We start from the raw sequence: 23,344 nt of genomic DNA, 5'->3' as shown, positions 1-23,344 counted from the left end.
TAAGCATGTTATAGTCAGAGTTATATCCAGGCAAGACGCTGCCTCAATTAAATAGAGTTTTAAAAATGTTTTGTGTCATCTATAGAAGTGCCAAGCGCGATCAGACTTATCTTTATGTCGAAAAAAAAGACGATTTCTCTCGGGTGCCGGAAGATCTGATGAAAAGTTTTGGCACTCCGCAGTATGCCATGATGCTGTCGCTCGACGGGCGTAAGAAATTGGCCTCAGCGGATATCGAGAAGGTGAAAGAAGCCCTAAAACAGGAAGGGTTTTATCTGCAGTTCCCACCGCCGGTGGAAAACCTATTAAACCTTCATTTGTCTGACGCCAACAAATAATCTGGCGTCGATTTTCAACCCTGTGTTAACGCCAGCTTTTAAGCATCATCTGCATCTGGCGGCAGGTCGTCACAGGTAGGGAAAATCATGAAGAAGATGTCGATGATGCTAACGCTGCTCCTTTTGGCTGGCTGCGTTAAACAGGTGGGGGCGGCTCCTGCGTCTGCACCTGTTGCACCGCCTGCCGGGAGTACGCTGGCGGAAACCGGGCGTGATCCCGCGGAGTTCCCGGCCTATGTGGAACAACTGAAGCGGCGGGCCATCAAGCAGGGTATCCCAGCGGCTACCGTTGAGAACGCGTTTGCCAACGCGCATTTTGTCGATCGGGTGATTAATGCCGATCGTAATCAGTTGGAAAAGAAAATTACGCTGGATGATTACCTCAGCCGAGTGTTGCCCACGTGGAAGATCCAGCGGGGCCGCGAGATGCGTCAGCAATATCAGCCACGGCTGGCACGAGTGACGGCACGTTATGGCGTCCCGGAGCAATATATTGTCGCGCTATGGGGTATGGAAAGCGCCTTTGGCAAGATACAGGGTAAGGAAGACGTTGTTTCTGCGTTGGCGACGCTGGCGTTTGAAGGCCGCCGTGAAGCGTTCTTTACCAAACAGTTGATGGCAGCCTTACAGATTATTGAGCAGGGCCACGTTGATGCGGGCAACCTGAAAGGGTCTTGGGCGGGGGCGATGGGGCAGAGCCAGTTTATGCCGACCTCGTTTTTGACCTATGCCGCAGATGGGGACGGTGACGGTAAAATCGATATCTGGAATAATCTCGACGATGTGTTTGCCTCCACCGCCAACTACCTGGCTACCGAAGGCTGGCAGCCTGGGGTTGGTTGGGGCCGTGAAGTCAAACTGCCCGCGCAATTCAATGCTGAACAACTAGGGTTGAAAGATTCCCAGGGGCATCGCGAGGAACAGTGGGCGGCTAAAGGGGTGGTGTTAGCGGATGGATCACCTTTACCAGCCTCAGGCTTGCGTAGCTGGGTGATTGCTCCAGATGATATGCAAGGACGCGCATTCCTGGTTTATGATAACTTCCGTACTCTCATGCACTGGAATCGTTCGTATTATTTCGCGATCAGCGTGGGAATGATGGCCGACGGTATCGGTCAATAGGTCGGTAACTACCAGGTGCCTGGCATGGCACCCCGTACGTATCATGGGCTGAGATTATCTGGCCCTTACACTGTGGTTGGGAGAGGCGGTATGTATCAACATAGAGACTGGCAAGGAGCGTTGCTTGATTTCCCGGTAAGCAAAGTGGTTTGCGTAGGCAGCAACTACAGCGATCACATCAAGGAGATGGGGAGTGTCACCCCGCCTGAGCCGGTGTTGTTTATCAAACCTGAAACGGCATTGTGTGATATTCGTCAACCGGTAGCGATCCCCAAGGGGCTGGGGTCGATTCATCATGAAGTCGAGTTGGCGGTGCTGATTGGCACCCCGTTAAAGCAGGCCAATGAAGATCGTGTGGCCCGTGCCATTGCGGGCTATGGCGTGGCGCTGGATTTGACCTTGCGCGATCTGCAGGCCGGCTTCAAGAAGGCGGGGCAACCTTGGGAAAAAGCCAAGGGGTTTGATGGCTCTTGCCCAATCTCCGGCTTTATTCCTGTGGCTGAATTTGGCGATCCGCAAAATACCGAGTTGTCTTTGTCGATCAATGACGAACTGCGCCAGCAGGGCAATACCCGCGATATGATCAATCCTATCTTGCCGCTGATCGCCTATATGAGCCGTTTCTTTACGCTGCGTGCGGGCGACATCATTCTGACCGGTACTCCTCAAGGGGTCGGGCCAATGGTTTCCGGCGATATGCTGAAAATTTCGCTTAACGGTAAAACCCTCAGTACCCGAGTGATTTAATCCCGCTCTGTCTTTCTGCCTGTCGGGCTTTCTGGGTGCTGCAGGCAGAAACCTCTTTGGTGCCTTACACTGTAATTATCCATGTTGGATGTCGTTGCAGCTGGCAGGGGCAGCCGGGGAAACATTTCCTTTTGCGCTGAGTGTCTATATAGTGTGCCCCCTTGAACCTGCTTGCAGGTGGTTTGTTCATTTACCTATTTTCGGAAGTCGATATGTCACAACTCCCTTTTTGGCAACAGAAGACGCTGGACGAAATGTCTGAGGCAGAGTGGGAATCGCTGTGCGACGGATGTGGGCAATGCTGTCTGAACAAGCTGATCGATGAAGATACCGATGAGATTTACTTCACCAACGTGGCCTGCGATCAGCTCAATATCAAATCCTGCCAATGCCGCAACTACGAGCGCCGCTTTGAGCTGGAAGAAGACTGCATCAAGCTGACGCGCGAAAACCTCACCACGTTCGACTGGCTGCCGCCAACCTGCGCCTATCGCCTTATTGGCGAGGGTAAACCCTTGTTCGACTGGCACCCGTTGGTCAGCGGATCAAAAGCGGCAATGCACGGTGAGCGCATTACCGTACGCCATATCGCGGTGCGTGAAAGCGAAGTCGTGGATTGGCAGGACCATATTCTTAACAAACCTAGCTGGGCTAGGTGAGTAATGGTATGTCGAAATAAACTAACTAGCTGTATCGAATAGTGTTACAAGTGAGAGTAGAACGCCGACACGCCGTGAACCTGTCCACGGGGGGCTTGGGGGGGCGAATCGCGCATCCCTGCGCTCAACGGGCGGCTAACCTGCAATGACGCCCATCTGTCTCAAGCTTGTGGTGTCGCGGTATTAAAAGCGGTCTGGGCAGTAGGCTTATCGCACCACCAAGACCGAGGTTTTGGCATACCTGACGACCGATGATGCCGTTGTGCCAAGCAAGAAGGTAGTGATACTTGGCCTGCGCGAACCGACAACGATCAGATCGGCGCTGATCTCATCTGCAAAATTTAAAATCCGATCCCGTGGCGCGCCGATCTCTACCGAACAGTGCACTCGACCTTCCGGGATATCAAACGCCGTAACGGCTTTCTTTAACTCCGCTAGCGCAATTTGTATCCGCTCATCATCGCTGGGCAGCAACCGCTCGGGGTGCGACAGACCATACTCATAATATGAGAGCATGGGGGAAAGTACGGCGAGGAAATGGATATGCGGGTAGTCGATGCTTGCCAGTGAATTAATAGTGGGAATGACTTTCTGTGTTAACTCGATTTCTGCCAAATCAATGGGCGCTAAGATAGTCTTGTACATACAACCTCCATAATGAGTAGGTGATGTGCATACTACTGCGTGATTAATCTACCAAATTTGCTGCAACATTGGGGTGACACAGATCGAAGTTATGGCCGATCCACCGAATAACCCGCGGATCGGCTGAAAAGCCAGGTTTCTATATCAATGGCTTGTGTAACATGTCTTGCAAGACGTTCAACGGGGCATGGTGCGGGTTTTTCATGGCGCTCACTGGTAAAATAAAGGTTTGTTCCAGCATATATTGCCCGGCCATGGCGGCATGCGGGGTTTGATCGGAAAAACAGATCCAGCTGCTTCCAGGGGGGAATTCAACCGCCTGCTGGGGGCCGCTTTCCTGATAGTCTTTATCTGCCTTCATCGCATCGTGCATTTGCAGCATCAGGTGATCGTAGTGGCTACGTCGTGTTTTGGTAATGCCAACTTTATTTTGCAACCAACTGGAGAAGGGCGAATAACGTTTCAGGCGTGGCAGAAAACGTTGTGCCAATTCCGGGAACGGCTCCCCAACGCGCCACTGGCGGCTTTCACCATGAGGGTTGATGTTGGTGAATATGCGTAAAATACGGTTGCCATAATTGGGGCGCGAAGGGAACGCATCCACATGCAGGCGGCGGTCGTCCTTGCGCCATGAGGTCGTGGCTGTCCAGGCGGATATCGGATGCAGGCGCAGGCTGTTGGTGGGCATTTGCACTGCGTGCCGATATTCGGGCAGGACGGAATTGACTAAATGCTGGCAGGCTTGATAGTGCCGAGCCAGTAATTTATGTACCGCTTCGCGTTTGGCCTCAAGCGCAACCCCCGTCAGCTTTTGCTGTTCTGGCTGGTAGCTAATATTTTTGCGTTTAGGATCGACCAACTCTGGGGTGAGTAAGGTTTTTTCCGCGTCGGTCAGATTAAAGGCCAGATGAGGGAAATAGAGCACCTTGCCGCTTTCCAATTCGGCTACTGCATCCAGATTGGCACAGGAGGTGGCATTCCAGTCTAAATAGGGCAGCGTTGTGATGGCCGATTGCAGATTGATTTTATTTTCTGACATAGTGTTCCCTTGCTCAAAATACCCTGTCTATCTTATTGGCTGCGACTGTTCAGTGGGTGAGCGCCTGCGGCATGGTAGACGTAGGCGTTTATCATGCAGAGCATAGCCGAAATAGCCCCCTAATCGGGCAGCCAAGTTAAACGAAAGTTAAACGAGAGGGTAAATAAATCAGGGCGGATGAGGGGAGTGGCTTATATATGTCATCATTTTATTAATATCCGCCCTAAAGTATTAATATGGTGAATGAAAACGGCCAATCAGTGATTAAGTGTAGTCAATATATCTGTGCTTGAAAGGGCGGAATTGTCAAAGATTGGGCGAGATATCGGCGGGGAGCCACAACAAAACTTAATGTTATGTAAATTACGCCGTAATCGCCTGGGGGATGCTTCTTTTTAAACAAAATCTTAGGTAGCTTGTCGGCACCTCCGCCCTGTGATGAGAATGTGATGATGAAGATGGTGCGCCTGTTTGCCGTGGCTGGAGTACTGATTGTGCTCGTGTATTACTTTACCCATACTTGAAGTTGTTTGCTTACCACACGCGATACGATTGATGATCCTAACGGGTGCAGCGTCATGCAGTTCCCTATGCTGTGAGCCCGGAGATAGGTTGTCAGCGGCCATAAAAAACGGCGCCCTCAGGCGCCGTTTTTGCGATGTTAAACCGTTAGCGGCCAAACAGATCGCGTTTACGTTGGCGGACAAATTGGCTGAGCAGAACCACAATCCCGATCAGCAAATAGGCAGCAAAAATCCCCACCAGCCACTGTGGCATTTCCAACGACAGGAACTGCCACTGACGCACCGAGCAGTCACCCGAAGCGTGGAACACCGCCGGTGCCCATTTGTCTAGCGGCAGCCAGGATGGGAAGCTGACAAAGAAATCACAGGTATTAAACGGCGATGGATGCAGCTGGATCATCGTGTGTTTCCAGGCTAACTGCAGGCCTTCCCAGGCGCTGTAAATCCACAGCAGGATCGCCACATAGCGTAGCGGCGACTTTGGTGCCAATGCACCAAGCAGCGACGCTCCCAAAATCCCGAACAGCGCGACACGTTCGTAGATACACATTACGCAAGGCTGTAGCAGCATCACGTGCTGAAAATAGAGGGCCGCCAACTCCAGTACCAATGCAGTCAGAGCCATCAACAGCCAAGCACCGCGCCCCTGTGAGCAGCGGTTAAAGAATTGCAACATATCTATATTCTTCCATGCAGTAAGCAATTGAACCGGCAGTGTAAACCAATTCATCCCCGCTGCCAGCTATCTAACGACGATTCAGTGAAAAATATCGTCGCTTGCAGGGTCGGTCATAGCGGCTAATGTGCAGCGATTGGGGCCGTCGCGTCAAGTGGTAGCGGCGTTAACCAGTGCCATTGGGTAAACAGGTCCGTTAACGGTGCCAGGGTATGCTGCACACACAGCAGGCCAACCAGAGTCAACACCAACGTGTAAGGCAACGCCATCCAGACCATGCGGCCATAAGACAGGCGTACCAACGGCGCCAGGGCAGAAGTCAACAGGAACAGGAAAGCAGCCTGCCCGTTGGGTGTAGCCACCGATGGCAGATTGGTACCGGTGTTAATCGCTACCGCCAACAGTTCGAACTGTTGCAGTGAAATCGCTCCATCCGCCAGTGCCGCCCGCGCTTCGTTAATGTATACCGTACCGACAAAAACGTTATCAGAAACGGAAGAGAGCAGGCCGTTGAACAGATAAAACAGGGAAAGCTGTGAGCTCGGCGGTGCCTGTAACACATAGTGGATCACCGGAGTAAACAGCTGCTGTTCAATGATCACCGCCACGACGGTGAAGAACACCGTCAGCAACGCGGTAAAAGGCAGGGCTTCCTGAAAAGCTTTGCCGATCGCATGCTCATCGGTTACGCCGCACAGCGAGGTCGCCAAAATGATCACTGAAAGGCCAATCAGGCCCACTTCCGCCAGGTGGAAGGCCAAGGCAATGACCAGCCAGAGGCCGATTAACGCCTGTACCACCAACTTCATCTTTTCCTGGCGGCTACGCTTGGCCGTTGCCTGGCGATCGAACTCTTTCAGTACGCTACGCACCTGTTCCGGCAGTTTGGTGCCGTAGCCAAATACCGCAAAACGTTCAACCAGCAGGCAAACCAACAGACCGCAAACGAACACCGGCAGCGTGACGGGGGTCATGCGCAGGAAAAATTCGCCGAAGCCCCATCCGGCACTTTTGGCGATGATCAGGTTCTGCGGCTCGCCCACCATGGTCATCACGCCCCCGAGCGCGGTGCCTACGCCTGCATGCATCAGCAGGCTGCGCAGAAATCCTCGGAACTGTTCTAGCGTCTGTTTATGGTCAGCATCTTCCAGGCGGCTATCGTCACTAATATCGGTCTTCTGATTGGAGGCAACGTTATGGTAGATCGAATAAAAACCCGTGCCGACGCTAATCACTACCGCCACCACGGTCAGAGCATCCAGGAAGGCAGAGAGCAGTGCCGCGGCAACGCAGAAGGATAGCGATAGCAGCATCTTTGAGCGGATGTTCAGCAGCAGTTTGGTAAACACAAACAGCAACAACTGCTTCATAAAGTAGATGCCTGCCACCATAAACACCAGCAGCAATAACACCTCAAGATTACTGGCAATTTCCGCGCTCACGTGTGCGGGGCTGGTCATGCCGACCAACACTGCCTCAATGGCCAGTAGTCCACCGGGCTGTAACGGGTAGCATTTCAGAGCCATCGCCAGAGTAAATATAAACTCGATAACCAGTAACCAGCCTGCCACGAAAGGGCTGACCAGAAAAAACACCAAGGGATTGATCACCAGAAAACTGATGATGGCCAGTTTGTACCAGTCGGGGGACGCCCCGAGAAAGTTCTTTACCAAAGCCGAGCGTATTGTCATATCCATGCTTGTTTTTGCGAAACCTTAAAGTGAGTTGGCTCGTCATACCCTAACAACGGCAGTGGGCCTGATGCAAATTAGGATGTCCCAATAGACTGAAATTTCGGCGAAGTGGTTTTTTTCATCTTTTTGCCAGCTTATGCACACTTTCGTTTATTGTTTTTGGCTCGCGCTATGTGATGCCCCGGCGATCTGGTATGATCTGCCGATTACAATTACTGATTATCGTCGTTACGGAACATCAAACACATGGTTATAAAGGCGCAGAGTCCTGCCGGTTTCGCGGAAGAGTATATTATTGAAAGTATTTGGAATAACCGCTTCCCTCCCGGCTCTATTTTGCCCGCGGAACGTGAGCTTTCAGAACTGATTGGCGTCACGCGCACCACATTACGTGAGGTTCTACAGCGATTGGCCCGTGATGGCTGGCTGACTATTCAGCACGGTAAACCGACCAAGGTGAACAATTTCTGGGAAACCTCCGGCCTTAATATTCTGGAAACCCTGGCCCGGCTCGATCACAACAGCGTACCGCAGCTGATCGATAATCTACTGTCGGTACGGACCAATATTGCCTCGATCTTTATTCGTGCGGCGGTGCGTAACCACCCGGAGCAGGCGCAGGAAGTGTTGGCTAAAGCGGCGCTGGTTGACGATCAGGCGGATGCCTTCAACCAGCTCGACTATGAAATTTTCCGTGGTTTGGCCTTTGCTTCGGGCAACCCGATTTATGGTTTGATCCTCAATGGCTTGAAAGGGCTATATACCCGCGTTGGTCGTTATTACTTCTCCAACCCGGAAGCGCGCAAACTCGCACTGACCTTCTACAACAAGCTGTCTAGCCTGTGTCATGAGAAGATGTACGATCAGGTGATGGATTGCGTGCGTAACTACGGTAAAGAGAGCGGGGCTATTTGGCAGAGCATGCAGGGCACTATGCCAAGCGATTTGACCGAAGCGCGTCGTTAATTCGCGTCATTCACGAAATCAGATAGTTGAAGGGGCGCTGCATGCGCCCCTTTGTCATATTGCTACTTTATAATGCGTTGGGTCTTGGTGGGCAGCGGTCCAGCAATTCTACGCTGCCATCTTCGTTTTGCTGCTCCAGAATAATGTCGAACCCCCACAGACGATGAAGGTGTTTCATCACTTCTCTGCGGCTTTTATCTAATGGCGCCCGGTCCTGCGGAATGTAGCGCAGCGTTAATGAACGATCGCCACGCAGATCTACATTCCAGATCTGAATATTGGGCTCGTGGTTACTCAGGTTGTACTGAGCCGACAACTCCTGACGTATCGCCCGGTAGCCCGCTTCGTTGTGGATCGCTGAAATCTCCAGGTAATTGTTGCGGTCGTCATCCAGCACGGTAAACAAGCGGAAATCACGCATCACCTTCGGTGACAGGAACAGGCTGATAAAGCTCTCATCCTTGAAGTCACGCATGGCGAAGTGCAGGGTATCCAACCAGTCTTTGCCGGCGATATCCGGGAACCAATAGCGATCTTCTTCGGTCGGCGACTGACAGATCCGCTTGATGTCCTGGAACATGGCAAAGCCCAGCGCGTACGGGTTGATGCCGCTGTAGTATTGGCTGTTGTACGGTGGCTGGTAGACCACATTGGTATGGCTGTGCAAGAACTCGAGCATAAAGCGATCCGTCACGCGCCCTTCGTCATACAGGTGGTTAAGGATGCTGTAGTGCCAGAAGGTGGCCCAGCCCTCGTTCATCACCTGCGTTTGTTTTTGCGGGTAGAAATACTGGCTTACCTTGCGCACGATACGCAGCACTTCACGCTGCCAGGATTCCAGCAGCGGGGCGTTCTTCTCCATAAAGTAGAGAATGTTTTCCTGCGGCTCCCGTGGAAAACGCACGGCCTGTTCCGGCAGGGCTTCGCGATCGACTCGCGGCAGGGTTTTCCACAGCGAGTTGACCTGGCTTTGCAGATACTCCTCACGGCTCTTTTGGCGGGCTTTTTCTTCCACCAGCGAGATTTTTTGTGGCCGTTTGTAGCGATCGACCCCGTAATTCATCAGCGCATGGCAAGAGTCCAGCAGCTTTTCTACTTCTTCCACGCCATAGCGTTCCTCACACTCACTGATGTAATGGCGGGCAAACAGCAGATAATCGACGATCGAACTGGCGTCGGTCCAACTGCGGAATAGATAGTTATTTTTGAAAAACGAGTTGTGCCCATAGCAGGCATGAGCCATAACCAGTGCCTGCATGGTGATGGTGTTTTCTTCCATCAGATAGGCAATACACGGGTTGGAGTTGATCACGATCTCATAGGCCAACCCCTGCTGGCCATGTTTATAGCGCTGCTCGGTTTCGATGAACTTTTTACCGAATGACCAGTGGGTATAGTTGATCGGCATCCCGACGCTGGAATAGGCATCCATCATCTGCTCGGAGGTGATGACCTCGATCTGATGCGGATAGGTGTCGAGCCGGTAATGTTTGGCAACCCGGTCAATCTGTTCCAGATATACCTGCAACAGGTCGAATGTCCAGTCCGGTCCATCGCTCAGACGTTTATCTTCCTTAACCTTTTTCTGTGTCGAAGTAGTCATCAGCGCACCCTCGTTATGAACGGCGTCGGCTCTTTTGGCAGACCCTTTAACAATGATAGTCCAAGTCGTAATAAATCGTTTGAAATCATCTGTGCTGGGCATTGATAACCACTTGCGGCAGCTTCGCTCAAACCGGCTTTGCGGCCTGTGGCGGCACTCAATCAGGCATTCGAACCGTGAAGCAGAGGAAACTGATGTGCAATGGAGGTGGTTGGAATTATTAGCCTGAAATATTTAATTAAACAGATTTATATTCTTAATGTTGCGAGTCGTCATTCCAGGTGCCACTGGAGATTTTCGCCGATGTCTTGTGGGGATGCAGAGCCTGTTTTATCGTCAAAATGCGCTTTAACAGTATCTTATCGTTATTTTTTGACCGCTATTGCCAAAGACGGGCGCATCGACGATAAAATAATTGTGAATGTTGTCACGATTAATAAACGAGTTGTTGAGTAGTTTTTTCCACTGAGTTAATTTCCTGTTATTGGTAGATTGTGCTTTATCGATCCTTGGGCTGGAGTCAGCGATGAGAGTGGTTATTTTAGGTAGCGGAGTGGTAGGGGTTGCCAGTGCGTGGTACTTGGCAAAAGCGGGCCATGAGGTGACGGTGATCGACCGTCAACCCGGGCCAGCCTTGGAAACCAGTGCGGCCAATGCCGGGCAAATATCTCCGGGTTACGCCGCACCTTGGGCAGCACCTGGGGTACCGTTGAAGGCGATTAAATGGATGTTCCAACGTCACGCGCCGTTGGCAGTTCGCCTAGACGGCAGCAGTTTCCAACTGCGTTGGATGTGGCAGATGCTGAAAAACTGCGATACCGCCCACTATATGACCAACAAAGGCCGTATGGTGCGTCTGGCGGAATACAGCCGCGACTGCATTAAAGCTCTGCGTCAGGAAACCGGTATCCAGTACGAAGGCCGTCAAGGTGGCACACTGCAACTGTTCCGCACCCAGCAGCAGTTTGACAGCGCGGCCAAGGACATTGCCGTGCTGGAAGATGCCGGGGTGCCTTACAAACTGCTGGAGGCCAGCCAGTTGGCGACGGTCGAACCGGCGTTGTCGCAGGTTGCTCACAAGCTTACTGGCGGCTTACAACTCCCGAATGATGAAACCGGGGACTGCCAACTGTTCACCCAGCAGTTGGCCAAGCTGGCTCAGCAGGCTGGAGTCAACTTCCTGTTTAACCGCAACGTTGAACGTTTGCTGGTGGAAGGAGATAAAATTACCGGCGTGCAGTGTGATGGTGAAATCATGACTGCCGATAGCTATGTTGTGGCGTTCGGCGCCTATTCTACCGCGCTACTGCGCGATCTGGTGTCCATTCCGGTTTATCCGTTGAAAGGTTACTCATTAACCATCCCGATCGCCGATGAAGCGGCCGCGCCATTCTCTACCGTGCTGGACGAAACCTATAAAATTGCCATTACTCGCTTCGATAAGCGCATCCGTGTGGGCGGTATGGCGGAAATTGTTGGCTTCAATACCCAGTTGGAGCAGAAGCGGCGTGAAACGCTGGAAATGGTGGTACGCGATCTGTACCCGAACGGTGGACGGGTTGAAGAGGCCACATTCTGGACGGGGCTGCGCCCGATGACGCCAGATGGCACGCCTATCGTGGGGCGCACCCCGCTGAAAAATCTCTATTTAAATACCGGCCATGGCACCTTGGGTTGGACGATGGCCTGCGGCTCCGGGCAGTTGCTTGCCGACTTGATCTCTGGTATCACCCCGGCCATTGCTTCAGACGATCTGGCGGTGGCGCGTTACCGCGCAGACTTTCGGCAGGGACCTGTTGTTCCCTTGAATGACGTGCACCCGGCACGCTGAACCCCAATCTGATAGGAGAGCCCATGCCTCGCCCGATTACCGCTACGCTGCATTTGGCCGCGTTGACCAATAACCTGCAGGTAGTTCGTCGTTTTGCTCCGTCGGCTAAAATCTGGGCCGTTGTTAAGGCCAATGCTTATGGCCACGGTTTGCAGCATGTCTGGCGCAGCCTGGGCGAGAATAGCGATGGTTTTGCCATGCTCGATCTGGCCGAGGCAGTGTTACTACGCGAATCTGGCTGGCAGGGGCCGATTCTGTTGCTGGAGGGTTTTTTCCAGCCCGCCGACCTGATGCTGATCGATCGTTACCGGTTAACCACTGCGGTGAACAGCGACTGGCAACTACAGGCGATTGCCGAAGCGCGTTTACAGGCCCCACTGGATGTTTATCTCAAGTTGAACAGTGGTATGAACCGCCTAGGGTTTGCCCCAGAGCGCTTGCACAGCGCATGGTTAACCGCAAAGGAGCTGCGTAATATTGGTTCGATAACGCTGATGAGCCACTTTGCCACCGCCGACGGTGCTGAAGGCGTAACGGAGCAAATGGCCGTGATTGACCGCGCCACTGCTGCGGTTGATCTGCCGCGTTGTCTGGCCAACTCGGCGGCCACCTTGTGGCACCCGCAGACGCAGGGGGAATGGGTGAGGCCGGGGGTTATACTTTATGGCGCATCGCCCAGCGGCAACTGGCAGGACATCGCCGACACCGGTTTGCAACCGGCGATGACGCTGAGCAGCAAAATCATTGGCATCCAACAGCTGCAAGCGGGAGATCGGGTGGGGTATGGCTGGCGTTATGCTGCCAGTGGAGCACAGCGTATCGGCGTCGTAGCCTGTGGTTACGCGGACGGCTATCCTCGCCATGCTCCTACCGGCACTCCGGTTTGGGTGGACGGTATTCTGACGCATACGGTAGGTTCAGTTTCCATGGATATGATGACGGTGGATTTGACGCCGTGCCCGCAGGCAACCATTGGCACTGACGTCGAACTGTGGGGGAGGAAATTGCCCGTCGATGATGTGGCTGCCGCAGCCGGAACCTTGGGTTACGAGCTGCTGACAGCCTTGGCGGCACGAGTGCCTATTGTTATTGAGAAATAGCTTCAGGCGATCTTTTTCAACTGCCCTTTGATTTGCTTGCTGCGCTGCCGTGCGTGTAGCGCCAGCAGGCAACCTACCAACATCACTAACGCCAGCGACAGTTTGGGCTGCAGCGGTAACGCCATGGCGATCAGGCCCAATGCGGCACCTCCTGCCATCTGAATAAAGCCTACCAGTGCTGAAGCCACACCTGCTTCGTTAGAGTAAGGCTCTAACGCATAGCTGGTTGACGGCCCCATGACAAAAGCCAATCCGGCGCAGGCGCAGGCCACGGGCAGGATATAAGCCAACCAATGGCTTTGTGCAGCTTCACCCAGCAGTGCCACGCCCAACACTAAAGCTAGACAGCCTAACCCCATCAGTATGCCGCCGGTCGCCAGACAGAAAGGGCGGCCAATCTTGTGAATGATGCGGTTGGCGACAAAGCTGACCAGCATGATCCAGAAACCGTTGGCACCAAATACCAAAGAGAACTGCAACGGTGTTAACCCGGCGGTACCCATCAGCACGTTAGGTGCTAATGACACATAGGTCAGCGCCATCCCCATCGCCCCGGCATTAACTATGGCAAAGGTAATAAAACGGCGATCGCCAAGAATGCGCAGATACTGTCTTACAGGCAGCCCTTTGACTGCTACGGTAGTGGCGGGGCGGGTTTCTGGTAGGAAGAAGATGACCAGCAATAACACCGCCGCGGCGTAACCGACCAGGAACCAGAATGGGGCGCGCCAGCCGAAAGCTTCTGCCAGCAAGCCACCTAGCAGCGGGGCCAGTGCAGGAATGATATTCAACGTGCCGTTGAGGAAACCGAAAGCTCGTGCGGCGTCATCGCCATTCATCCGATCGCGCACGCCACTGAATGCGACAACGGCGGTGCAGCAAACGGCTACGCCTTGGATCAGGCGCGAAGCGACAAAAATTTCCGCCGTTGTCGCCAGCGCGGCCATGGCTGCGCCCACCATGTAAATGAGGATCCCGGCGATGGCCACCGGCTTACGGCCGTAATTATCTACCAGCGGACCGGCGATCACCTGACCAAGACCCAATACCAGAATAAACAGCGAAATAGTGGATTGGATCAAGGCTTCACTGCTGTTAAGGCCTAGGGCAATGGCAGGAATGGTGGGCAGATAGAGATCGATTCCCAGAGGGCCGAGCAACACCAGGCTAAGCAGGAGAAAGAGAAATTTTTGCATAACAAAAATGGCACATCCGAATGACAAAGAGGACTAGAGTAGAGATCCCAACCGCAAATGGGAAGCGATAACGTATTGATGACAGGCAGGAAACCGTTTGCGCTTGATTTTCCCTGGCGCGATCATTTTGCCGCGGGCTGGCGGTAATAAAGCGCTGAAATGGTATCCGCAACGTAGCGTGCCTGGTGTTTGGCATCATCCAGCGCCCGGTGTGGTGTGCCTTCAAACGGACGCTGTTTCTTGGGATTGAAACCATGCAGCTCTGCCAGAGTAATGATAGTGCGGGCATCTTGGGTATCCCAGAACTTCCAGGGGCAAGGCATTGCCAACTGGTAGTAGGCATGTTCCAGGATCGAACAGTCAAACTCTTTGCCATTACCCCAGACTTTCACCGTGTCGGTGCTGTGCATATGAATAAAACGGCTCAGGTTGGTCAAGACCCGCTTGAGACTTTCGCTGCCTCCGAAGGCCAGTTTACGAGCTTCGTCTGACTGTTTTGCCCACCAGGTCACGGTATCCAGACTGATTGTCCGGCCCGGTTGTTCCTGCTGGCTGTTTACTGCCGCTTCAAATTCTGCCCCTAACTCACCGGTCTTGGGGTTAAAAAACACGCCGGCAACCACCAGGATCACCGCGCTCGGGGTAATATCCAGCGTTTCAATATCTAGCATCAAATGGTTCATGGGGTCTCCAGGCTGAACAAGATCGTGATGGTACTGCATACAGTCTGGCAGAATATCCAGTTACTTTGAAATAGGCGAAAACGGTCTGTTCACGGTATGATGACTTTAGTCATGTTGCAGAGTTGGTAGCTAGCGTTGAGAACACTTATTTTTATTCTATGTATGATCGGCTATCTGCTGGTATTAGGCTATTTTGGCGTTTACGTTACCGATAAAATCTGCGAAAACGCCCAAAACTTAAGTAAACTCTGCCGCATGGTGGATATCTCTGAACCTCACATCCCGCAGCCACCCGTCACCCCAGATAGTCGCGGGTGAGTAATAGTGTCAATATCGCCGCTATCCCGACTAACACAGCCCATTGGCGCCAACCAAAGCGCGCCAACCATTCCTGTTGCACCTTGTTAGCGTTGAATTGCCTGACGGACAGAGTACCAGCCAGCAACAGCGTCATGACGACCCAAACCAGGCTCAGGCTGGTGACGGAGAACTCAGTGTGCAAAATATTGGCGTAATACAGGCGCATGACCATAAAGTAGATCAGCAATACCCAACTGAAGCCGCTGCGTTTCTTCAGGATCTGACTGAGCAGAAAAGCGATAAACAGGCTATGAGCCATGGAGATTAACGGTGATTCAAAGGGGTGGCGAACGCAAGTGTTGTAAACCGCCAGATAGAGATTAAAGACCAGTAACACATACACCGTATAAACATACCAGCCATAGACCACTTTCAGTCTTCTGGAGGGGGCTGAAATGGGATTTACTGTTTGAGTCATGCACTCTCCTTGAGTTATCCAGATTTATAGCACTTAACAGCTAAATGAAAACTAAACGCCTCAACAGCATAACCTGCTGAGAAAAAGGTTTTTTCTATGATGAAGCCCCATTTATAAGCCAATAAACCCGCCTGAAACGCCCATCACCAGAGTGCATTTTGCTACTTGAATTCATTGTTGGTAAAGATAATAATTATCATTGTTATTAGTATTTGTTATTTAACAACATCAGAGCACCGTAACCTCTGTACATCAAACTGGCCAGCGTTGCCGGCGCGGTAAGTTTTCGGTGCAATTTCAATGGATCCCATGGGGAATACAGGTATGCCTGCGTTTTTTCCTGCCAGTCGCTCTTATCTTTACTGCTCGTTAGCGATTTTCCTGCCACTGACCTCTTTTGCTGAAGATACCCTCGTGGTAACGGCCAAACCCGCCGATACGGCGGAAACGGCGACGCATGGCTATGAGGCCAGTACCAGCCAGGGGGCCACTAAAACGGATCGGCCTCTGGTACTCACTGCACAATCCGTCTCCGTAGTAACACGTCAACAGATGAGCGACCAAGGGGCTTTGACGGTTAACGATGCGCTGAAATATACCCCAGGCGTTTTTACTAACTTCTCTGGTGGCGCGACGCGTTACGATACTATTGCTCTGCGCGGATTTCACGGTGGCGACGTCAATAACACCTTCCTGAACGGCTTACGCCTGCTTAGCGACGGCGGCAGTTATAACGCTTTGCAGATCGACCCTTGGTTCCTGGAACGCATCGACGTGATTAAGGGCCCGTCCTCCGTGATGTATGGGCAAAGTATCCCTGGCGGGTTGGTGGCGATGACCAGCAAACGGCCGCAGTTTGCGAGTGAAAATCACGTCAATGTGATGGCCGGGAACAACAATACCAAAGGCGGTGCGTTTGATTCGACTGGGGCATTGAACGATCAGTGGGCATACCGTTTGACCGGCATTACCCGCACCAGCGACACCATGTATGACCATCAGCGTGAAGAGCGCTATGCGATTTCGCCTTCGTTGCTGTGGCAACCGGATGAAAATACCTCTTTGCTGCTGCAGGCCAATCTGCAAAAAGACCCTTCCGGTGGCTACCACAGCGCGGTGCCGTCAGACGGCAGTATTTATACCACCAGTGGGGACAAGCTGGGCCGGGGATTTTTTGACGGCGAAAGCAGCCGCAATGTGTTCAAACGTTGGCAGCAAATCTACAGTTATGACTTCTCACATAGTTTTAATGACGTCTGGTCATTCCGTCAAAATGCCAGCTACACCCACTCCAACGTGGAGCTGGAGCAGGTTTACCAGATTGGCTGGAACGCCGACCGCAGCGAGTTGAACCGTTGGTACAGCGGCTCCAATACGTCATTGGATGCTTATGCGGTGGATAACCAACTGGCGGCGGAATTCGTAACTGGCGCGTTGGAACATAAGGTGATGCTGGGGCTGGATTATCAGCGTTTTACCAATAACCTGTGGGAAGAGTCTGGTTCGGCCACGCCGTTGAATCCGTTCACCGGCGTCTCCGGCGGGCCAGGTATCACTATTCTCAGTCATACCGATTCTAAACGGCGTTATGAGCAGACCGGAGTCTATCTGCAGGATGAAGTCAGCCTCTACAACTGGTATCTCAATCTTTCCGGGCGCGTTGACCGTTTGGAAACCAGGAATACCGTGCTGAATACCGATTCTACCGATGCCCGTACTGACGACCACTTTACGGGCCGCGCCTCTCTGCTGTACCACTTTGACAGCGGTTTCTCGCCGTATATGAGCTACAGCTCTGCGGTGACGCCAGCGGTCCTGGCCGATAAAGAGGGGCATCTGCTCAAACCGACCACCAGCGAGCAATATGAGGCTGGGCTGAAGTATCAACCTCCTGGCAGCAGCTCGATCTATAGCATTGCCCTCTATGACCTGACGCAGAATGACGTAGCCAACCGCGTGGTGAAGGATAGCTACTATGTGCCTGCCGGTAAGGTACATTCACAAGGGATTGAACTGGAGGCCCGTAGCCAGGTGAGCGAGCGCCTGAACGTCATTGCGGGTTACAGCTATAACCAAGTGAAATTCAAAGACGCCGTTGACGGTAACGATGGCAATACGCCATACCTGGCACCTAATCAGATGGCCTCTTTATGGGGGCAGTATCAGGCGGGGCTGGGTATCAATCTGGGGGCTGGCGTACGTTATATTGGCAAACAGTGGGCGGATAATGAGAATACCCTGCGTATTCCTTCGGTCACGCTGCTGGATGCTTCGGTGCGCATGGATCTGGCCAGCGTAAAACCGTCGTTGAAAGGGGCTTATGTGCAGTTGAACGCCAATAACATGACAGACCGGGAATATGTTGCTGGCTGCTATGGCACTGGCTACTGCTATTGGGGAGCGGGGCGTTCGGTTATCGCTACTGTGGGCTATGACTTTTAACGGCTAAACCATACTCATCCCGCTGAACGTTAGCGGGATGAGGCGCTAAAACAGCGAAAACAGCAGCACCACGGGCAGGCTGAGTGGCCAGGTCAGGCCGATGATCAGCGCGCTAAGCAGGCGGATGGGGAGGGTATCGCGGCTGACCAGAAAAGTGATAATCATCGAAACCAACAGGCCAATAAAATAAACGTATTGCGTGACTTCCCACAGCGATAACATGAAAACCATCCCGGTAATTTTTACCGCTCATTCTAGGCGGCTCCCCACAAGTAATCAATGTGTTAATGTGGTGTAAAAGGGTGGGAAGGGCGGCTTGTCGCACGGGAGAAAGAGCGCCTTATCGAAATTAATTATAAATAGCCCTTGCTAATAACTCTGGGTTATGAGTAAATAGCGTCATCGGTTTGAAGTACAGACCTTATGAAAGCAGTTTTAGTAAAGTAGTTCTCAGTATTAGCGATATCCGACAGATACCTCTTCTTCCGCGAATTTCCTTCTAGTGCCCCCATAAGTTTCCACTGAATTGCAGACCTCATTCGCCATTATGGCGGCCTAAAAAAACAATGAAGGAAGTATCTATGTCTAATAAAATGACTGGTTTAGTAAAATGGTTTGACGCTGGTAAAGGTTTTGGTTTCATTTCTCCTGCTGATGGCAGCAAAGACGTGTTCGTACACTTCTCTGCAATCCAGGGTAATGATTACAAGACGCTTGATGAAGGCCAGCAGGTTGAATTCAGCATCGAAAATGGCGCCAAAGGCCCATCAGCGGTTAACGTTACAGCAATGTAATGTGACTCGGTAGTGTGGTTGAAACTTGCAATAGCGATGATGGTTTAGGCCGGAGCAGACAAGCGAATTAACACTACCACATCAATCCCGGCCTGGTGCCGGGGTTGAATATATCCTCCTTGCCATGAGGGTAGACAGAAAAGCCAATTTCACCAAAGTTTGCTTTTCTGTTGTGAAAAGGCCGTGCTTAGGCCGTGCAATGCTGGAGTGTTCGATGGACGCTTGCGCCGCATCATGACAGCCGGGAAAGCGACCGGCACTACTTTTAACCCTGGCGTTTACGCCGGGGTTTTTTACATCCATTTTCCCCGCACGAAAAATATTTCCAGATTACTGCATCCAATATTCTCGTTCACTACGTATATGGCTATGTGAGGACATCTTCCCACATCACCCTTCGAGGATATGACCATGAAAAAGCTTCTCTGTACTGCCCTGTGTTCATCACTGTTGCTCAGTAGCGTCTCAATGGCTGCCATGATGTCCGATACGGTAATGGTGGGCGGTGCCGCCATGTACCCCAGCAAAAATATTGTCGAGAATGCCCTCAACTCCAAAGATCACACTACACTGGTCGCTGCGGTAAAGGCTGCTGGCCTGGTTGATACTCTGCAAGGCGCCGGTCCGTTTACGGTGTTTGCTCCGACCAATGAAGCCTTTGCCAAACTGCCAGCCGGAACGGTCGATACCTTGCTCAAACCTGAGAACAAGGCGGCACTGACCGGAGTGCTGACCTACCATGTGGTTGCTGGCCGCTATGATATGAAACAGTTGGAGAAGAAAATCAAGGAAGGGCACGGCACAGCCGAGCTAAAAACGGTGAATGGCCAACCGCTGTGGATTATGAATAACGGCCCCCACAATATTCAGCTCAAAGATGGTCAAGGTCATATTGCCAACATCAGCACCTATGATGTTTATCAGAAAAATGGCGTGATCAACGTTATCGATAGCGTACTGTTGCCAAAATAAATCCCGTCTATACTAGGTGCAGGCTGCCAAAAGGCTGCCCGCACCTTGATAGGACAGGACATGACCAAAGCACTTCCCGAACAGCATGTCGAATTGATGCAGGCCGTTGCGCTTGGCGACCGCAACGCGTTTGAACAACTCTATCGGCAAACCTCGCCCCGATTGTTTGCCGTTGCTCTGCGTTTACTGCGTCGCCAGTCCTGGGCCGAAGAGGTGTTACACGAAAGCTTTATCAGCGTATGGAATCGCGCTGCCAGCTATGACCCCAATCTCAGCTCCCCTTTGACCTGGCTGACGCACATTGTGCGCAACAAGGCTATTGATTGGCTGCGCGGTGCCGGTGGCCGGGCGGGTCAAACGGAAGAGGAGTGGCTGGATGACCTGGGGGCGAGCACGGAAGAACCTGTCAGTCAGTTGCTGCTGGGTGAGGAGGCTGGAAAACTGGCCGAGTGCCTGAACCATCTGAACGTTGAACAACGGCAGAGCATTGTGTTGGCTTACTACCAAGGCATGTCTCATGGTGAGGTTTCGGCACATCTGCAACAACCGCTTGGCACGATCAAAAGCTGGATCCGCCGGGCGTTGGATCATTTGAAAAACTGTGTGGGCCTATGAAAAGCAAAGGTGAGTATGACTCGGCTTTAGCAGCGGAATATGCCTTGGGCACGTTGCGCGGGCCCGCGCGGTTGAAATTTGAACAGCGTATCCAGCGGGAGCCGACGCTGGCCGCCTTGGTTGCACGTTGGCAAACGCTGCTGGCTCCGTTGGATCTGGCGCTGACCCCAGTATTGCCACCAGAACGCGTGTGGAAAAAAATCCAGCTTAGTTTGCCCATTGAGGTAGTACCGCGACGTAAACGCTGGGATTATCTTGGTTGGGCGCTGGCAGCCGGTTTGGCCGCGTTGTTGCTGGTGCCGCGCTTTATCACACAGCCGCCGGATTTTGCTCCGGCAGTGGTGCTCAATGCGGGTCAGCAGGGCACAGGGCAATGGATTGTCAGCATGGACAGTGGCAAACGCCATCTGAGACTGACCCCGCTTAACCCGCAAACGCTAGCCGTAGCCAATAGCCTGCAACTGTGGGCGATCCCGCCGGGTGAAAAGCCGCGTTCCTTAGGGTTGGTTGCCGCAGAGAAGCCGACCGAGCTGGCAGTGAACTCGATGACGCTGGCGCAGGGCATGACCATTGCCATCAGCCTCGAGCCTGCGGGTGGCTCACCTACAGGGCTTCCTACCGGTCCGGTGCTGTACAGCGGCCAGTTAACTTCGCTCTGATCTGATTGATATTCCTGCCGATGATTTTTCACTGACGGTGACAATAATCGGTGGGTTTTTCTCATCGCGAATGCCAACTATTAGCAGATGGTGAGTTGTGGCATGGCTGGTACAACCCCTTCGAGTATCCCCAATCCTTCTTCTTAGCGATACTGTTCATCCAAGCAGTGGCTTGGATTGGTCAGGGGTTTCTCAAATGCAGACAAGTGAACAAAATGCTGGCGGTCGCTCTCTTTACTGGAAATTTGCCAAGGCTCAAGAGCTGCGGGATTTGGTGAATCGCCAGTTGGCCGAGTGCGAGGTATCTCTATCATGAACCTGGCAGGGCTAATCCAGTTTTCCAAAGGCCATTGGCAGCTACTGATGATCTTAGGTTTCGCAGCCCTGTTGTTTGGCATGAGTCAGCGTATTGATGCGTTGAATGCCGACATAGGCCAGTACCGGAAAGATAATGAGGAGTTGGGCAGTGCATTGAATAGAAGAGATGAAACCATCAATGCGCTGAAAGGTGCAGCGGATGCCGATCGTCGTGCTACCGAACAACAGCTCCAGATTGAACAGCAAAAGAGAGTGAAAGCCGATGCTGAAAATAGAACGTTACGCAAAGCGCTGGAGGATAACGACTGCGGTCATCAGCGGTTGCCTGCTGATGCTCTCGATATCCTGCGCGGAGCAACCAAAACCGGTGCCACCGGCTCCACAACTGATCTACGTATACCCGCCAGCGGCATTGCTACAGCAGTGTGAGAAGACACCGTTTACCGGGGAGACTTTCGGGGATGCTGTCATGGCCTTGCAGGTGAGCCAGAATGAGCTTGATATCTGTGCCTCACGTATCGAAGCGTTGATCAAATGGCAGTGCTGCTGAATTTATAGCGGTTGAGCATGTTAGAACTTGGCGGAAGGGTGAGGATGCCGTGCCACTGGGAGCTAAAACGGCCAGCTAACTCTCGTTGCTGGCCGTTTTCTATTAGATCACGCGGTCTGCTTGTGGAACAGTTCCCTGAACACCGGATAGATATCATCCGGCTCGCGGATATGCTGCATGGCAAAGTTTTCAAACGTCGCCTGCAGATGCTCATATTCACGCCACAGCGTCTGGTGAGCACGGCGGGTAATTTCGATATAGCTGTAGTAACGCACCATCGGCAGAATGTTTTTTGACAACAGTTCATGGCACAGTGGTGAATCATCAGCCCAGTTATCCCCGTCCGAAGCCTGAGCGGCATAGATATTCCACTGTGCAGGATCGTAACGCTCCTCGACCACTTCGTTCATCAGCTTCAGGGCGCTGGAAACGATGGTGCCGCCGGTTTCCTGTGAGTAGAAGAACTCCTGCTCATCCACTTCCTTCGCCTGGGTATGGTGACGAATATAGACCACCTCAACGTTTTTATAGGTTCGGCTGAGGAACAGATACAGCAGAATATAAAAGCGTTTGGCCATATCTTTGGTTGCCTGATCCATTGAGCCAGAAACATCCATCAGGCAGAACATGACCGCTTGGCTTGAGGGTTCAGGCCGACGTTCGTAGTTCTTGTAGCGCAGGTCGAAGGTGTCGATAAACGGCACGCTGTCGATTTTCTTGCGCAACTCGGCAATCTCCTTACGCATGCGCTCTTCTTCCAGCAGTTGCACCGGTTCGGTGTTTTCCAACTGGGCAAGGCTGTCTTCAAGCTCATGCAGAGCACGTCGTTTACCGGCGGTCATGGCGGTTCGTCGCGCCAGCGAGTTTTGCAGCGAACGCACCACGCTGATATTAGCCGGCACGCCGTTGGCGGTGTAGCCAGCACGGTGGGTTTTGTATTCGGTCAGCTGTTTGTACTGATTTTTCTTCAGGTTGGGCAGCGCCAGATCCTCGAACAACAGGTCGAGATACTCATCTTTGGAGATCTGGAAGACAAACTCATCCTGGCCATCCCCATCCTGGCTGGCATTGCCTTGGCCGCCGCCACCTCCGCCGCCGCCTTGTGGGCGTTCAACGCGGTCATTTTGTACGAAGTGATCGTTACCTGGATGAACGCGATGGCGTTTACCGCCACGCCCTTGATGGAACATTGGCTCGTTGATATCGCCACCGGGGATCGAAACCGATTCCCCGCTGTCCACGTCGGTGACCGAACGCTTGTTGATGGCTTCGGCAATCGACTGTTTGATTTGCGACTTATAGCGACGCAAGAAGCGCTGGCGGTTCACCATGCTCTTGTTTTTGCCATTCAGCCGTCGGTCAATGAAATACGCCATACATCCCCCAAACAACG

General features: G+C 52.5%; 23 protein-coding genes. 13 read left to right on the top strand and 10 right to left on the bottom strand.

Annotated features, from left to right (window positions below):
* Window positions 1-65 precede the first annotated feature (65 nt).
* The 4 genes from N6G83_RS27850 to N6G83_RS27835 all read left to right on the top strand — a co-directional run bounded on the left by N6G83_RS27850 (window position 66) and on the right by N6G83_RS27835 (window position 2,866).
* Window positions 66-338, top strand: coding sequence for a YcgL domain-containing protein (locus tag N6G83_RS27850; protein ID WP_021806638.1), 273 nt, complete (start codon window positions 66-68; stop codon window positions 336-338).
* A gap of 87 nt (window positions 339-425) precedes the next feature.
* Window positions 426-1,460, top strand: coding sequence for a lytic transglycosylase domain-containing protein (locus N6G83_RS27845; RefSeq protein ID WP_024528752.1), 1,035 nt, complete (start codon window positions 426-428; stop codon window positions 1,458-1,460).
* Window positions 1,461-1,550: 90 nt separating this feature from the next.
* The gene (locus tag N6G83_RS27840) at window positions 1,551-2,207 is read left to right on the top strand and encodes a fumarylacetoacetate hydrolase family protein (RefSeq protein WP_024528753.1); all 657 of its coding nucleotides are present in this window, start codon (window positions 1,551-1,553) and stop codon (window positions 2,205-2,207) included.
* 212 nt (window positions 2,208-2,419) lie between these two features.
* Entirely contained in the window at window positions 2,420-2,866 is a 447-nt protein-coding gene (locus N6G83_RS27835) for a YcgN family cysteine cluster protein (RefSeq protein WP_021181179.1), read from the top strand.
* A gap of 207 nt (window positions 2,867-3,073) precedes the next feature.
* Here the strand turns inward: N6G83_RS27835 and N6G83_RS27830 are convergent, their stop codons facing one another.
* The 4 genes from N6G83_RS27830 to nhaB all read right to left on the bottom strand — a co-directional run bounded on the left by N6G83_RS27830 (window position 3,074) and on the right by nhaB (window position 7,447).
* A complete protein-coding gene (locus tag N6G83_RS27830) occupies window positions 3,074-3,511 on the bottom strand; it encodes a universal stress protein (RefSeq protein WP_024528755.1) in 438 nt (145 codons plus the stop codon).
* A gap of 139 nt (window positions 3,512-3,650) precedes the next feature.
* A complete protein-coding gene (locus tag N6G83_RS27825) occupies window positions 3,651-4,550 on the bottom strand; it encodes a Kdo hydroxylase family protein (RefSeq protein ID WP_024528756.1) in 900 nt (299 codons plus the stop codon).
* Between the two features lie 669 nt (window positions 4,551-5,219).
* Window positions 5,220-5,750, bottom strand: a complete 531-nt coding sequence (gene dsbB / locus N6G83_RS27820; RefSeq protein ID WP_024528757.1) for a disulfide bond formation protein DsbB — start codon at window positions 5,748-5,750, stop codon at window positions 5,220-5,222.
* 122 nt (window positions 5,751-5,872) lie between these two features.
* Window positions 5,873-7,447 (bottom strand): sodium/proton antiporter NhaB, encoded by a 1,575-nt coding sequence (nhaB, locus tag N6G83_RS27815; protein WP_024528758.1) that lies wholly within the window; start codon window positions 7,445-7,447, stop codon window positions 5,873-5,875.
* Between the two features lie 243 nt (window positions 7,448-7,690).
* Between nhaB and fadR the strand changes: the two genes are divergently transcribed.
* Entirely contained in the window at window positions 7,691-8,410 is a 720-nt protein-coding gene (fadR, locus tag N6G83_RS27810) for a fatty acid metabolism transcriptional regulator FadR (protein WP_021181184.1), read from the top strand.
* Window positions 8,411-8,477: 67 nt separating this feature from the next.
* Here fadR and N6G83_RS27805 read toward each other — a convergent pair whose 3' ends face one another.
* The gene (locus N6G83_RS27805) at window positions 8,478-10,013 is read right to left on the bottom strand and encodes a SpoVR family protein (RefSeq protein WP_260524065.1); all 1,536 of its coding nucleotides are present in this window, start codon (window positions 10,011-10,013) and stop codon (window positions 8,478-8,480) included.
* A gap of 526 nt (window positions 10,014-10,539) precedes the next feature.
* On the opposite strand from N6G83_RS27805, the gene N6G83_RS27800 reads away from it, so the two are divergent.
* Window positions 10,540-11,844 carry a D-amino acid dehydrogenase gene (locus N6G83_RS27800; RefSeq protein WP_024528760.1) on the top strand — a complete coding sequence of 435 codons (1,305 nt, stop codon included), beginning with the start codon at window positions 10,540-10,542 and terminating at the stop codon, window positions 11,842-11,844.
* 23 nt (window positions 11,845-11,867) lie between these two features.
* A complete protein-coding gene (gene dadX, locus N6G83_RS27795; protein WP_211136746.1) occupies window positions 11,868-12,944 on the top strand; it encodes a catabolic alanine racemase DadX in 1,077 nt (358 codons plus the stop codon).
* A gap of 2 nt (window positions 12,945-12,946) precedes the next feature.
* Here dadX and N6G83_RS27790 read toward each other — a convergent pair whose 3' ends face one another.
* The 3 genes from N6G83_RS27790 to N6G83_RS27780 all read right to left on the bottom strand — a co-directional run bounded on the left by N6G83_RS27790 (window position 12,947) and on the right by N6G83_RS27780 (window position 15,601).
* The gene (locus N6G83_RS27790) at window positions 12,947-14,140 is read right to left on the bottom strand and encodes a multidrug effflux MFS transporter (RefSeq protein ID WP_074029261.1); all 1,194 of its coding nucleotides are present in this window, start codon (window positions 14,138-14,140) and stop codon (window positions 12,947-12,949) included.
* A gap of 122 nt (window positions 14,141-14,262) precedes the next feature.
* Window positions 14,263-14,823 (bottom strand): 3'-5' exonuclease, encoded by a 561-nt coding sequence (locus N6G83_RS27785; protein WP_211136745.1) that lies wholly within the window; start codon window positions 14,821-14,823, stop codon window positions 14,263-14,265.
* 295 nt (window positions 14,824-15,118) lie between these two features.
* Window positions 15,119-15,601: a hypothetical protein gene (locus N6G83_RS27780; RefSeq protein ID WP_074029259.1), complete on the bottom strand. Its 483-nt coding sequence runs from the start codon at window positions 15,599-15,601 to the stop codon at window positions 15,119-15,121.
* Window positions 15,602-15,925: 324 nt separating this feature from the next.
* On the opposite strand from N6G83_RS27780, the gene N6G83_RS27775 reads away from it, so the two are divergent.
* Window positions 15,926-18,043 carry a TonB-dependent siderophore receptor gene (locus N6G83_RS27775; protein ID WP_260524064.1) on the top strand — a complete coding sequence of 706 codons (2,118 nt, stop codon included), beginning with the start codon at window positions 15,926-15,928 and terminating at the stop codon, window positions 18,041-18,043.
* 45 nt (window positions 18,044-18,088) lie between these two features.
* On the opposite strand, the gene N6G83_RS27770 is transcribed toward N6G83_RS27775, so the two are convergent.
* Window positions 18,089-18,265, bottom strand: coding sequence for a GhoT/OrtT family toxin (locus N6G83_RS27770; protein WP_024528765.1), 177 nt, complete (start codon window positions 18,263-18,265; stop codon window positions 18,089-18,091).
* A gap of 359 nt (window positions 18,266-18,624) precedes the next feature.
* Between N6G83_RS27770 and cspA the strand changes: the two genes are divergently transcribed.
* From cspA to N6G83_RS27745, 5 genes are all read left to right on the top strand, one after another.
* Window positions 18,625-18,837: an RNA chaperone/antiterminator CspA gene (gene cspA / locus N6G83_RS27765; RefSeq protein WP_024485401.1), complete on the top strand. Its 213-nt coding sequence runs from the start codon at window positions 18,625-18,627 to the stop codon at window positions 18,835-18,837.
* A 411-nt stretch (window positions 18,838-19,248) separates the two neighbouring features.
* The gene (locus N6G83_RS27760) at window positions 19,249-19,809 is read left to right on the top strand and encodes a fasciclin domain-containing protein (protein ID WP_024528766.1); all 561 of its coding nucleotides are present in this window, start codon (window positions 19,249-19,251) and stop codon (window positions 19,807-19,809) included.
* 60 nt (window positions 19,810-19,869) lie between these two features.
* Window positions 19,870-20,424 carry a sigma-70 family RNA polymerase sigma factor gene (locus N6G83_RS27755; protein WP_024528767.1) on the top strand — a complete coding sequence of 185 codons (555 nt, stop codon included), beginning with the start codon at window positions 19,870-19,872 and terminating at the stop codon, window positions 20,422-20,424.
* Window positions 20,421-21,083 (top strand): anti-sigma factor domain-containing protein, encoded by a 663-nt coding sequence (locus N6G83_RS27750; RefSeq protein ID WP_199061777.1) that lies wholly within the window; start codon window positions 20,421-20,423, stop codon window positions 21,081-21,083. The genes N6G83_RS27755 and N6G83_RS27750 overlap by 4 nt, the downstream gene beginning before the upstream one ends.
* 312 nt (window positions 21,084-21,395) lie before the next feature.
* Window positions 21,396-21,830 carry a DUF2570 family protein gene (locus tag N6G83_RS27745; protein WP_074029253.1) on the top strand — a complete coding sequence of 145 codons (435 nt, stop codon included), beginning with the start codon at window positions 21,396-21,398 and terminating at the stop codon, window positions 21,828-21,830.
* 228 nt (window positions 21,831-22,058) lie between these two features.
* Here N6G83_RS27745 and N6G83_RS27740 read toward each other — a convergent pair whose 3' ends face one another.
* Complete coding sequence (locus N6G83_RS27740; RefSeq protein WP_024485395.1) at window positions 22,059-23,327, bottom strand: YeaH/YhbH family protein; 1,269 nt, start codon at window positions 23,325-23,327, stop codon at window positions 22,059-22,061.
* Between the last annotated feature and the right edge of the window lie 17 nt (window positions 23,328-23,344).

Source organism: Serratia sp. PL7, assembly GCF_945957435.1.
This window is presented reverse-complemented; position numbering and strand designations above follow the sequence as displayed.